Source organism: Kiloniella antarctica, from assembly GCF_042682825.1.
Taxonomy (GTDB): Bacteria; Pseudomonadota; Alphaproteobacteria; order Kiloniellales; family Kiloniellaceae; genus Kiloniella; species Kiloniella antarctica.
Genome location: NZ_JBHUII010000007.1, coordinates 1 through 12979, shown reverse-complemented (window position 1 = coordinate 12979; position 12979 = coordinate 1). Strand labels below are relative to the sequence as shown.

The 12979-nt window shown below is 44.8% G+C and carries 14 protein-coding genes; 11 read left to right on the top strand and 3 right to left on the bottom strand.

The genetic code is table 11. The annotated features are described in order from the left end of the window. Window positions 1–135 precede the first annotated feature (135 nt). Window positions 136–402, bottom strand: coding sequence for a DUF1289 domain-containing protein (locus ACFSKO_RS13685; RefSeq protein ID WP_380252546.1), 267 nt, complete (start codon window positions 400–402; stop codon window positions 136–138). 251 nt (window positions 403–653) lie between these two features. On the opposite strand from ACFSKO_RS13685, the gene ACFSKO_RS13680 reads away from it, so the two are divergent. Further along, a complete protein-coding gene (locus tag ACFSKO_RS13680) occupies window positions 654–2315 on the top strand; it encodes an adenylate/guanylate cyclase domain-containing protein (protein WP_380252544.1) in 1662 nt (553 codons plus the stop codon). Window positions 2316–2354: 39 nt separating this feature from the next. On the opposite strand, the gene ACFSKO_RS13675 is transcribed toward ACFSKO_RS13680, so the two are convergent. Then, window positions 2355–2825 carry a tetratricopeptide repeat protein gene (locus ACFSKO_RS13675; RefSeq protein WP_380252542.1) on the bottom strand — a complete coding sequence of 157 codons (471 nt, stop codon included), beginning with the start codon at window positions 2823–2825 and terminating at the stop codon, window positions 2355–2357. Window positions 2826–2940: 115 nt separating this feature from the next. Next, complete coding sequence (locus tag ACFSKO_RS13670; RefSeq protein WP_380252540.1) at window positions 2941–3537, bottom strand: regulatory protein RecX; 597 nt, start codon at window positions 3535–3537, stop codon at window positions 2941–2943. A 115-nt stretch (window positions 3538–3652) separates the two neighbouring features. On the opposite strand from ACFSKO_RS13670, the gene ACFSKO_RS13665 reads away from it, so the two are divergent. The 10 genes from ACFSKO_RS13665 to ACFSKO_RS13620 all read left to right on the top strand — a co-directional run bounded on the left by ACFSKO_RS13665 (window position 3653) and on the right by ACFSKO_RS13620 (window position 12949). Beyond that, entirely contained in the window at window positions 3653–3931 is a 279-nt protein-coding gene (locus ACFSKO_RS13665; protein WP_380252538.1) for a TfoX/Sxy family DNA transformation protein, read from the top strand. A 94-nt stretch (window positions 3932–4025) separates the two neighbouring features. Next, a complete protein-coding gene (locus ACFSKO_RS13660; RefSeq protein ID WP_380252536.1) occupies window positions 4026–4850 on the top strand; it encodes an ABC transporter permease in 825 nt (274 codons plus the stop codon). An 18-nt stretch (window positions 4851–4868) separates the two neighbouring features. Continuing rightward, the gene (locus ACFSKO_RS13655) at window positions 4869–5681 is read left to right on the top strand and encodes an ABC transporter permease (protein ID WP_380252534.1); all 813 of its coding nucleotides are present in this window, start codon (window positions 4869–4871) and stop codon (window positions 5679–5681) included. Between the two features lie 120 nt (window positions 5682–5801). Continuing rightward, window positions 5802–6701, top strand: coding sequence for a TraB/GumN family protein (locus ACFSKO_RS13650; RefSeq protein WP_380252532.1), 900 nt, complete (start codon window positions 5802–5804; stop codon window positions 6699–6701). A gap of 92 nt (window positions 6702–6793) precedes the next feature. Further along, complete coding sequence (locus tag ACFSKO_RS13645; protein ID WP_380252530.1) at window positions 6794–7798, top strand: TraB/GumN family protein; 1005 nt, start codon at window positions 6794–6796, stop codon at window positions 7796–7798. Window positions 7799–7834: 36 nt separating this feature from the next. Further along, window positions 7835–8782 (top strand): TraB/GumN family protein, encoded by a 948-nt coding sequence (locus ACFSKO_RS13640; protein ID WP_380252528.1) that lies wholly within the window; start codon window positions 7835–7837, stop codon window positions 8780–8782. Between the two features lie 187 nt (window positions 8783–8969). Continuing rightward, window positions 8970–10148 (top strand): aspartate aminotransferase family protein, encoded by a 1179-nt coding sequence (locus ACFSKO_RS13635; RefSeq protein ID WP_380252526.1) that lies wholly within the window; start codon window positions 8970–8972, stop codon window positions 10146–10148. Window positions 10149–10308: 160 nt separating this feature from the next. After that, window positions 10309–11217 carry an ornithine carbamoyltransferase gene (gene argF, locus ACFSKO_RS13630; RefSeq protein WP_380252524.1) on the top strand — a complete coding sequence of 303 codons (909 nt, stop codon included), beginning with the start codon at window positions 10309–10311 and terminating at the stop codon, window positions 11215–11217. Window positions 11218–11238: 21 nt separating this feature from the next. After that, entirely contained in the window at window positions 11239–12234 is a 996-nt protein-coding gene (gene hslO / locus ACFSKO_RS13625; protein ID WP_380252522.1) for an Hsp33 family molecular chaperone HslO, read from the top strand. 121 nt (window positions 12235–12355) lie between these two features. Further along, window positions 12356–12949, top strand: a complete 594-nt coding sequence (locus ACFSKO_RS13620; RefSeq protein WP_380252520.1) for a hypothetical protein — start codon at window positions 12356–12358, stop codon at window positions 12947–12949. Window positions 12950–12979 lie beyond the last annotated feature (30 nt).

The window sequence follows — 12979 nt, the reverse complement described above, 5'->3', positions numbered from 1 at the left end:
TAAGGCAATTAAAATAATTTTAATTGGGTATGGTCTTAATTTGAGTACTGATCCGGTGATCGTGTCTCAAGATTTTGCGAAAATTATAAGAGATCTTGTGTTGGCAGCATTACTTGATTGAGAGGCTCGGCGGTCTCAGGCCACCATTCCTGTGCCTCTTTGACCAATTGTGTTTAAAAGATCACTTTTTTCCTCTTTGGTCATAATGACCCAGTCGCGGATTTCGTCGATGGTTCGGTGACAACCGATGCAAAGTTGTGTGAGGTCATCCATTTGGCAAACGGAGGTGCAGGGAGAAGGGATCGAGGTATCAAGCTCTTTTAAAAGCTTCTCTCTCCGCAGACGCCTTCGGGTGGCTCTTTCTTCCCGTGTCATAGTTGGTTTCACGTCGTCACTACTCACACACATACCCAGATCAAATTTAAGTTATACCCTCACTGGATATCCCATCTAATCCGGACTATCCTACGCACAAATCAATTAACCACTCGTCTCTAATGCGACAAAGAATTGTAATCAACACGACAAAAGTCAACATGTTGAGTGAAAAAGACATAATTTTTACAAAATTGATCTTTGAGTTTTGAGTGGAAAAAAGTAGCAACCGGGCGCTTTGGCGTCTGTCTTTCAGGGTGAGAGAAGGTACATAAAGTATGGTCAGAAAAATCCGGTTATACGGTGGACTTGTTCTCTTCCTTTATATTCTGACACATCTTCTCAATCATGTTTTAGGGCTTCATTCCATTGCGATGATGGATGAAGGACGGAAGATTTTCGTTTTGGTATGGCGTAGTGCGCTGGGGACGTCGGTTTTATATTTTGCACTGATTTCCCATATGATGCTTTCATTATGGGGGGTCTATCAACGTCAACATTTACACATGCGATTTTGGGAGTTGGCCCAATTGCTCTCTGGCCTGACTATTCCTCTGTTGCTTGTTTTGCATATTCTGGGAACCCGTTTTGCACACGAAGTATTTGGTGTCGAAGATAACTATTTATACGTTCTCTATTCTCTCGTCGTTTGGAATATAGATAACGCTTATCGACAGGTTATCCTTTTGGCTTTTGGTTGGGTACATGGCTGTGTCGGGCTGCACTATTGGTTGCGATACAAGGCAGGCTATGATCGGATAAAACCTTGGGCGTTAACACTTGTGGTTGTCATTCCCACGCTTTCTCTAGCCGGGTTTTATGTGGCCAGTCTTGAAATTGTTCAACTGGCGGCAGACCCCATCTGGACACAGGCTTTTCTCTCTAGCGGTAAGCTACCCACAGAAGATGAAGCCAGAGATATTTATACACTGGAAACCAACATACAAATCGGTCTTGTTTTGCTCATTGTTGTTGTGCTTATTGGGCGGTGGGTGCGGTATGCCATCCAACGCTGGCAGGGGACCTTCAAAGTTCTTTATCCTGATGGTAAGTCGGTGCGTGCGATCAAGGGGACGAGCTTACTTGATGTAAGTTTGGTAAATGGCGTTTCTCATGCCTCGGTTTGTGGTGGCAAGGGACGGTGTTCAACGTGTCGTGTCCGTGTCGGCAATGGTCTTGATTTACTACATAAACCAGAAAATGAGGAAGTAAAAGTCCTGCAACGGATCAAGGCATCAGATAATATGCGGCTGGCTTGTCAGACCTACCCTGTTGCGGACATCGAGGTCACGCCATTATTGCCGGCGAAAAGTGGCTTAAAAGCTGCGCGAAAACAGCACAGTTCTATCGCGCAAGGACAAGAACGTGAAATCGCGATACTTTTTGCGGATATTAGGGGCTTCACAACCCTGTCGGAAAAGAAACTACCCTATGATGTGGTCTTTCTTTTAAATCGTTATTTTGAAGCGATGGGGACCGCAGTAGAAGAATCCGGTGGGCGGTTGGATAAGTTTATTGGCGATGGCGTTATGGCATTATTTGGAATTGATCGCGGAGTAGAGATAGGTTGTCGAAATGCGCTAAAAGCCGCTCGTGCAATGTCAGAGAAATTAGATGAACTAAATGTACATCTGGCCCACGAACTACCGGAGCCCTTGCGTATTGGTATCGGGGTTCATACCGGCCCAGTCATCGTTGGGGAACTTGGTTGGGGGCAGGCAACCTCTATTACTGCGATTGGAGACGCAGTTAATACCGCAAGTCGACTGGAAGGTATGACCAAGGAATTGAAGTCGCAATTGATTGTTTCTGGCCCGCTGGCAAAGATTGCTGGGATTGATCTCAGTGCTTTCTCTCGTCAGCATATTCAGGTTCGAGGTCGAAGCGATGGTATGGATATCTGGTCGCTGGAAAACGCGAAAGATCTTCCGAAAATTTGAACCTTCGCGTCATGAAATCCTGTTATGATCAAACTTGAGTTATTGTTTTTTTTCATACGCTTCGATAGCATTTTTAAGTGTCGTGTATTCGTCACAGCCAAAAAAACAGCTCTTGTCCAAAACGGAAAGACGCTCTTTTGCTTTGTCGGGTTGATCTAGTCCGAGATAAAGTTCTCCGAGGTACTCATTGGCTCGACGATGTTTGGGATTAATCTCAAGTGCTTTTGTATAGTAACCAAGAGCTTTGTCCTTGTTGCCCATTTTACGTTGGCTGTAACCCAGCATATTATAAACATCGGCGTCATTTGGTTCTTGAACAAGGGCTTTTTGTAAATAGGGTTGAGCTTCGTCGTATTTCTCATTGCGGATCAATTCAACAGCGGCTTTGAGGTCCGGTGATTTTGTCTCAGTCCAGCTCGCATCACCACTACCTGCCGCAAAGCCTGGTGTGATAGAGCTAGTAAGAAGCCCAATAATTGAAAGGGCAAAAACGATTGCTCGGATGGTCATTTGTCATATTCCCTGTTTAATAACGCGAGTATCATTTCGCAATATTAGGTGTATTTCGTGATAGGTCACTTATTCCAGCTCAAGGTATTTGGAAAATAAGGCAATTTGAGGGTAATCACCCAATACCAGCTTCTTGCTCTAAATCTTCGATATCCTCGGCGAGAATCACTCGTTCTGCAATTGCGTATGAAAATCCCTGCCTACCGAGTGCTGCGAGGTCACGGTCTCGACGTTCTTCTCTGGCTTTTTCAAGACGATAAGGTCCCATTCTGCGGCGTCTGGCATAGGATATTGCCGCTTCAAGGTCAGGATTTGAACTTTCCTCTTCAATAAGGTCAAGGGCTTTTGAAATGAGGTCTTCTGGAACACCTTTTATTTTAAGGTCCTGCCGGATCGCGCGCAGTGACTTTCCTTTACGGTGGAGGCTGCCGCTACGACCTTCTGCATAACGTTCATCGTTAAGGAAGTTCAGGGCGAGAAACTTTTTGATCAGATCATCGATAATCACGATGCTTTCTTGGGGATCAGTATTGTGCTCTCTCGCTGACAGATTTACCTTACGCATAAGGTATTGTCTCAGGCCTTGTTCAGTCGTGGCATAACGTTCCAGATAAAAACGGGCGACATTGCCAAGATATTTCGCAGTCGCTTTTCTCGGGACCTTACGCTTCGGCTGGGTGTCTTTTTCTTCTGTAGGCGTATCTCTCATCATTATATAAATGCCATGATGCTTCCTAGGGTCCAAATTGTTTTTGCATAAATTATGACCTTTTGTAATCAAGGGATAGACCAAGAACAAAGGTAGAGACATAAAATGGCCCGTTACAATGATTGATCCTAAAGTAGAGTTGCTCAAACTTAAAAACTTGGGGCCAAAGACCGTACCTCATTTGGTGGAAATTGGTATATTAAGCCGGAACGATCTTGTTGCCATTGGGACAGAAGAGGTATTCCGGCGGATTTATTTCAGGTATAGAGATGAAAGTCGTTTGTCGCTCAATTATCTCTATGCTTTAGAAGGAGCCATTGAAGATTGTGACTGGCGTTGGATCTCAGCTGAGCGGAAGTTAGAATTGAAGAGCTTTTTTAGCTCTATCAAGCAGTGATTTTCGCACGAAAAGATCTGTTCCATAAGAAATAAAGCCCAAATAAGGTTCTTTTATTGATCTAGGCCTTGAAGCTTCACACTGGGTTGCGTAAATGTGTCGCATGGCTTTGATAGATGAAAAAATAATTCAGGTTACACCACGCGCGATTGGCCGTGTAAATGCCCTTGGACTCTGGACCCTTTACAGTCGAGAAGTGAAACGCTTTTTAAATGTCTTTACCCAGACATTGATGGCCCCCGTTATTACGACCCTTTTGTTCCTTGCTGTCTTTGCCCTTGCGCTTGGTGGCTTGAGCCGAACCGTTGGTGGGGTGGATTATATTACATTTTTAGCGCCCGGTCTGATGATGATGACAATGACGCAAAATTCTTTTGCCAATACCTCATCGTCGATCCTGATTGCAAAGGTTCAGGGTAACATCGTAGATATCCTTATGCCGCCCTTGGCGCCGTGGGAAATGACCTTGGCAATTGCTGCGGGGGGGATTACACGTGGTTTGATGGTTGGTGTGACCGTATTTGTCGCCATGATATTCTTTCTGCCACTTTCAGTTGCGCATCCGTTCTCTGCCCTATGGTTTGCGATTAACGCTTGTATGATGCTTTCCCTACTTGGCATGTTGGGGGGGATTTGGGCGCAAAAGTATGATCACATTGCGGCTGTTACAAACTTCATCATTACACCGCTTTCATTTTTATCCGGGACCTTCTATTCCATCGACCGTTTGCCAGAGGCATGGGTTGCGGTGGCCCACTTCAATCCGTTCTTCTATATGATTGACGGGTTCCGTTACGGGTTTATTGGTCACGCCGATGGTAATGTGATGATCGGGCATATTCTTTTGCCTGTTGTGAACGTTGTTCTTTGGCTGGTGGTTCACAGGTTAATTTCAACAGGTTATCGGTTAAAAGCCTGATTAGGTGGGATCCCCGCGATGAAACGAGAAACCCCAGAGATCCTTCTTGAGCGGCCGCGCATAATTGCAACGCTGCGGCTGTGGACGTTGTTTTATCGGCGCGGTGTTATTCGGTTTCTGAAATTTTGGGTAGAAACCCTACTTGGCCCGATGGTTTCAACCATGCTCTTTATGACGGTTTTTACATTGGCTCTGGATGCGGGTGATGAAATGGTGCCGGGTTTGAGTGCCTTGCAATTTATAGCACCGGGCTTGGTGGTTTTTGTGCTCTCACAGATCTCCTTTCAAAATGTTTGTTTTATGCTGATCATAGACAAACAGGAAGGCGTGATCTCTGACGTCCTGATGGCGCCGCTCTCGCCGCTAGAGCTGCTGCTTGGGTACGGGTTGGCCGCGGTTGCCAATGGTCTTACAGCTGCAGTTCTTATCATGGGGGCAATGACGGTTTTTACCGGAGGAATGCTGTTTAGTTTTTGGTTGGCGGCTTTCTTTGCCATTACCGCGGCTTTTCTTTTTGCGATGATTGGCGTCATTGTTGGATTGTGGTCTGAGAAATGGGATCAATTTTCCTTGGTTGATAACTTCTTGATCTTGCCACTTGGTTTGTTATCGGGGACTTTTTTTACACTGGATAGCATTCCGGGTAACTGGCAATGGTTGTTCGAAGCAAACCCGATGTTCTGGATCATCAGCGGGTTTCGCTACGGAATAACGGGGTATGGTAATGTGGATACTGTGTTCTGGCACGGGGCCTCGCTCGTTGGAATGGCTGCCTTTGTTTTTATGTGTGGCTGGACATTGATGGCCAGAGGATACAAGATCAAAGCCTGATCAAGTACTGATACCCGAAGAGGACAGTCTATGAGATGGCCATCGTTATCTGCATTTTTATGCCCTAAAATCAATTTAATCTTCCGAAAAAATGTCTATTCATGCTGCTTGTTAGTGTTGATGGCTCCATTGGCGTTTGTCAGCCTATCATATGCAACTGAGGACGTACTTAATGGGCATGGTCTGTTTTGGAAAATTGAACGTGAAGGACGAGAACCGAGTTATATTCTAGGCACCATGCACGTTGCGGATAAACGGGTGCTCAAGCTTAAGGATGAGGTGAAACCTTATCTTATTAAGGCGAGCGTACTTTATTTGGAGATAGATTTAACTCAACGTGAAATGCGCGAGGCTTATAATGCCCGCTTGCGCGATGATGGTCGTACTCTTGATGAGGTCTTGCCAGATGAGATCTATAAAAAGATCAAAGAAATCAGTAATGCCTACAAAATTGAAGAAGATGAGTTAAAGCAGCTGGAGCTATGGGCTGTATATCCTCTTGTGAAAGCGATGCCGAGTAATCCGGGGGGAAGAGAAAATTCTGGGCAAGATGGTCCTGAAAATACGGGACTTCCATTAGACTTTCAACTTGGCAAGCTTGCTGCAGAAAACTCTGTCGAAGTTAAGGGGCTAGAGACGGTTCGTGATCAGTTAGGTGTTTTTAGGGAGCGTGATCGTAAAATTTATTACGACGCAATTGTACGGGCCCTTGAAAATCCAGATGCCGTTGAGGATTCTCTGGATATGATGGAAAAATTTATTCAGTGGTATGTGGATCGCGACACCAATGCTTTTTATGTCTCCTTACTTGATGATCTAAAAACAGAGCCCCCGGAAATGTATGATATCTGGATCGAGCGGTTATTGAACAAAAGAAACCTTGTTATGGTAAACGGGATGGCAAGAGGCCTGGTAAGAGGAAATTCTTTTACTGCTGTTGGTGCATTACACCTTCCAGGTGAAAAGGGAATATTAAAAATTCTTACGGATAGAGGTTATGAAATTACACGTCTTGATTAAAGTTTACTCTTTATAAGGGAATATTTTTTAAGATCCTCATTGGATTTTGCAAGGTTTGTTATTGGCTTTGCGTTCGCTAAACGAGGATTTATATGTCAATTCTTTTTCATAAAAAATCACAGACTTCAAAGTTACGTACGGGGCTATTGTTTGTTTTTTTATTGGTATTTACGGGGGAGGCCGTTGCAAATGAAGTTCCTCACGGGAAAGGGCTTTTCTGGAAGATAGAAAAAGGAGATCGTAAGCCTAGTTATCTTCTTGGCACAATGCATGTATCTGATAAACGCGTTTTGAAGATGAAGGAGGAGGTAAAGCCTTACCTTGCAGAGGCATGGATTTTTTATGGCGAGATTGTCGATACTTACAGAGAGTACCGCGAGTACATAAATATTCGGTACCGAGATGATGGTAAAACTCTTGAGGATGATCTTTCTGAAGAGTTATATGAAAAGGCGTTGGAAGTCGCAAAGCTTATCGACATTAAAGAAAAGAGATTCAAAAATTTTGAACTTTGGTACGTTTATGAATTGATGAACGGAGCCCCTTGGTATCGTGGAGATGATCAGGAAAAAGAAGATGATGAAGATGACTACGAACCGATTTTAGATTCTCAATTGGAGGATTTGGCTTACGAAAATCATCTTAAGGTAAAGGCCCTGGAGGAAATGAGACCGCGGGCAATTTTAATAAATGACCGCCCCAAAGAAATATATTTGGAAGCAATTGAGCGCGCATTGGCAAATACGGATGTGATCGAGGATGTTGAAGCTGAACGTGAAAGTGGTATTCAAGTTTATCTCGATAGAGATACAGAAAGAATGTACAACGAGCTTGAAGAAGACCTAAAAGACGAGCCCGCTGAAATCTACGACATTGAAAAAGTTGCGATGCTGGACAAACGTAACCTCAATATGGTCAATGGCATGACCCCGGGTTTGGTTCGTGGGAACTCCTTTACTGCGGTTGGTGCATTGCACTTGCCGGGAGAGAAGGGAATTTTGAATATTTTGGTTCAACGCGGATATACCGTTTCCCGTATGGATTGCGCGAAAGATGAGAAAAGCAGTTTTTGCCCAGAGGAAACTCTGACACAATGATCTTACGCATACACCCGTGATATCAGGAAGTACTTTATGAGTGGCAAATTACCTAACAGTTCAAGGTCAAAACTTACCCAGAAATTTTACACATCTATTTTGTCTTCTATAATTTTACTTTTGAGTCTGATGGGACTTGCTCAAAATGCATATGCTGCAGAATTCCCATATGGGCAGGGGGTTTTTTGGCAGGTTTCAAAAGAGGGGCAAAAACCGAATATTCTTTTCGGGACGTTGCATAGCAGCGAGCGCCGTGTCGTTGATCTCGGGGCAAGCATAATGTCTCTTTTGGCTTCTTCTGATCGGCTGTTGGTTGATGTTCTTGACGATGATTCCATTAAGCAAAAACTTTTCTCTGCCATGGTCTATCAAGACAACCGCCGTTTGGATGAACTGGTTTCTCCCGAGACTTTTGAGAAAATTAAAGTTCTTGGTTATGAGTATGGATACCTTGCCCGACAGATGAAGGTTCTGAAGCCCTGGGCTGCTGGGGTTGTTTTTTCATTCCCGCCATCAGAAGCATCCCGGGTGTCGCTTGGTATTCGTACGCTTAATCAAACCTTGCAAGATCATGCGCAGGAAAAAGACGTATCAATCATAGCACTGGAAACTGTGGAAGAGCAGTTGGCAACGCTTGATGCGGCCAATGAGCAAGAACAGATTGCCCTCTTGGACACTTTACCTTCTGACATTATTGCTGTCGAAGAAATGTTTAACCGGACTCTTGGACTTTATCTTGCTCAGGATACGGCGGGTTTATACCAACAAATGTTGGATGGTTATATTTTGATCTCTGAAGAGTTTTCCAATCGTTATGTTGCGAGCTTGGTGACCCAGCGTAATTATCGCATGGTTGGACGTATGCACTCTTTCTTGCTTCAGGGTAATAGTTTTATTGCAATTGATGCGCTTCATCTTCCCGGAAAAGAAGGCGTTTTGAAACTGTTGGAGGCTGAAGGATATACACTAAAACCCATGCAGTGAATCTGTAAGTTTCCAGCATGAATTTTAGTGCGGCGCTCAATCAACTTAGTATTTCTATAAAAAGCGTGTTTTCCGAGCTTCTTCTTGTTGACAGTAGGTTGCGGAATTGGGTTAATGCGGGGCTCCGGGGTGACAGTTCTGTCATCCCGGGTTTTATTTTTCAGCAGATATATTAAGTGAGATACCCATGAGTGATGCAGTAATGCCCACCTACGCACGTATCGACCTCGCTTTTGAGCGGGGCGAAGGTCCATATCTTTATACTGCTGAAAACCGACGATATCTAGACTTTGCGGGTGGTATCGCTGTAAATTCTCTGGGCCATAGCCACCCCAAACTTGTTGCCGCTTTGGAAGAGCAAGGTCGTAAACTTTGGCATGTTTCAAACCTGTATAGAATTTCTGGTGGCGAAAAGTTGGCCGAACGTCTGGTTGCGAATTCTTTTGCAGACAAGGTGTTTTTTACCAATTCGGGTACAGAAGCTCTTGAAGGGGCGATTAAGCTTGCTCGTAAATATCACAGCCACAACGGTCAACCACAAAAGCACCGGATTATTACATGTGACAGTGCCTTTCATGGTCGGACCATGACGGCCCTTTCTGCCGCGGGTAACGTTAAACACCTTGATGGTTTTGGTCCCCGGACGCCTGGATTTGATCATGTTGCCTTTGGTAATCTGAACGAACTTCGTGCGGCAATTAGTGATGAGACTGCGGCAATCCTCGTGGAACCTATTCAGGGCGAAGGTGGCATCCGTGCTGCGTCAATGGATTTTCTAAAAGGGCTTCGCACGGTTTGCGATGAGTTCGGCTTGCTTTTGATTCTGGATGAAGTCCAGTGCGGTAATGGTCGGACGGGTAAATTTTTTGCGCACGAATGGGCCGAGATTGAACCTGATGTACTCGCAACGGCAAAAGGTATCGGTGGTGGCTTCCCATTGGGAGCGTTTATGGCAACCAATAAAGCAGCGGCTGGAATGGTGCCTGGAACGCATGGCAGTACTTATGGGGGTAATCCCTTGGCCATGGCGATCGGGAACGCGGTGCTGGACGTAATGCTTGAAGAGGGCTTTATGGCAAAGGTTATTGAGATCGCGGCTTATACCCGAGACAAGCTTGAAAACCTGGTTGCGAGTTATCCTGCTGTGTTTGAAGAAGTCCGTGGGTCAGGTCTGATGCTTGGTCTCAAATGTCGAGTGACAAACTCTGATGTAATCGCTGCCATGCGTGCAAGTGGTCTTTTGAGTGTGGGGGCTGCTGATAATGTTATTCGTCTGTTACCTCCTTTGACTATCGAGCGCTCACATGTTGATGAGGCGATTTCAATATTGGAAGACGTCAGTAAAAAAATGGCTCAGGCCGCCTAATTCTCGGTATGACCTCGGCTATTATCTTGGAATTATTGCGTCAGTTTTTGTAATCAGGCGTAGTTCTAGGTACTGATTTTGTCGGGGCACTGGGCTTCAAATTTAGGCACGAAACTCCAAAGGGTGGAAACCTGTAAGGTATCCTAAAAGGTATAATATAATGACCAAGACAAAACACTTTCTTGATTTGAACAAATTCAGTACTCAGGAGTTACGGACAATTTTGAGCTATGGTTCAAAATTGAAATCGGGCGAAATCTCTGGACGTCCGCTTGAGGGAAAATCCCTCGCGATGATCTTTGAGAAGCCTTCAACCCGAACAAGAGTATCATTTGAAGTAGGGATTTCTCAACTTGGTGGCAGCGCTGTGTTACTTGATCCGAGTAGTTCTCAAATGGGGCACGGGGAATCAATTGCGGACACAGCACGGGTGTTGTCACGTTTTGTTGATGCGATCATGATCAGAACTACATCCGAAGAAATTTTACATGAATTGTCTCAATATGCGACCGTTCCTGTTATCAACGGACTTACTGACGAATCTCATCCATGTCAGCTTATGGCTGATGTTATGACTTATGAAGAACACCGAGGGTCTATTGCAGGTAAGACAGTGACGTGGTGTGGCGATGGCAACAATGTCGCGACTTCATGGATACACGCGGCAACCCGCTTTGGCTTTGAGTTGAAATTGGCAACCCCACCAGAACTCGCCCCAAGCCAGGTCGCGCTGGATTGGGCAAAGTCAGAAGGTGGCAATATTTCTGTTACACATTCCATAGATGAAGGCGCACGCGGTAGTGATTGTATTGTTGCCGATACTTGGGTTTCTATGGGTGACAAAGATGCTGCTAATCGACACAATCTTTTAAAGCCATATCAGGTGGACGAACGTGTTATGGGCTTGGCAAAAGATGATGCACTCTTTATGCATTGCTTGCCCGCACACCGCGAAGAGGAAGTCGTCTCAGCTGTAATCGACGGTCCTCAGTCTGTGGTGTTCGATGAGGCTGAAAATAGACTGCATGCCCAAAAAGGTATTTTATATTGGTGCATGAGCAACCTGTAGCAGGTTCTGGAGATAAAATTTATGAGCGATAGCCCCCGTAATACTTCTGACAGTAGCTCTAATGATATTCTGGAAGAAAATTTGCCGAAAATCGACATGAAAGACGATTTGATTCAACCTTTCATGTTGGAGGTAAGTGGTATACGGGGGCGGCTTGTACGCATGGGGCCTTCTATTGATGCGATTATAAAACGGCATGACTATCCTCAAATCGTCAATGAGTTGTTGGGCGAGCTGTTGGCTTTGACAGGTGTGCTGTCTTCTTTGATGAAGTTCGAAGGCTGTTTTACCTTACAGAGTAAAAGCGACGGCCCTATCAAAATGCTGGTGAGCGATATGACCTCAGAGGGTGTATTGCGGGGGTATGCAGGGATTGACAAAGAACGCCTCACAAAACTCCTCGAAAGTACGGAAGACCACACAACGCTTAAACTCACTGATCTCACCGGGAAGGGTTATATTGCTTTCACGGTTGATCAGGGCGCTGATATGGAAAGATATCAGGGTATTGTTGAGCTGGAAGGGGAGAGCCTTTCCGAGTGTATGCAGAAATATTTTAAACAATCTGAACAGATTAATACCGGCGTTTTGGTGAAGACGACGACAAAGAATGGTCACTGGCACGCAGGTGGTTTGATTTTACAACACATGCCTTGGGGCGGTGGTGTTCATGAAAAAGAGACCAAGGACGAAGCTGAAATCAAGGAAGACTGGCAACGTTCCATGATTTTTATGGCGAGTTGTACTGATGATGAGATACTGGATCTTGATCTGCCGGTCACGGATCTGCTCTATCGTCTGTTCCATGAAGAACAGGTTCGGGTTTATGACCAGCGTCCTGTGATTGAAGGGTGTCGTTGCTCACGAGAAAAACTCTCAGGTGTGATTAAAACGGTCACCCCAAATGAAATCGAAGACTATAAGGTAAATGGTGTTATTGATGCCAAGTGCGAGTTTTGTAGCCGTACTTATAGCTTTAACGATGATGATATCGCGAAGCTTTATGCTGAGGAATAGGCCGAAGGTTAGGGTGATAATCTGATCGATTATTTTGCGGGCCTTCTTCGCGCCATATTTTTTCTCTACATATAAGCCCTCAGATGTATGAGTTTCTGATATTATAAGTAAGGTGGGGTTGATGTTAAATAGAAGAACATTTTTTTTAAGTGGGTTGGCGTTAACAGGTATTGCCTTAGTTGGTTGTAAAACAGTGCCGACGACTTATGAACATGCAAACCTTACATATGGACACCTTCCTGCTTATCAGCTTTTGGTGCGTGAGGTCTTGATCGATCAAACTTATATAAGCCCAGCGCAAAATCCTAATGTAGAGCACCTTTTCGCTGTCTCTCCTGCACAAGCGTCTACCCGGTGGGCAAAGGATCGATTAAAAGCTGAAGGTACGGAAAACGTCCTTCACTTTATCATCAAAGATGCGGCGGTTATCGAGGAAAAATTAGAGAAACAAAAGGGTGTAACGGGACTTTTTACCTATGATCAGTCTGAGCGTTATAGCGGCGTTCTTGAGGTTGAACTACAGGTTTTAAACGAGCAGGGTTATAAAGAGGCTTCGGTTATGGCGCGTGCTGAACGCAGTGTTACCGTTGCTGAAAATATCAAGTTACGCGAGCGTGAGAAAATTTGGTTCAAACTAACCGAGGATCTCATGGCGGAGATTGATCGTCAACTTCAACAAGGGATAGCTAAACATCTGAACCATCTTGTGATGTAACTCAATGAGGGTATTTGTTACCGTTGAAAG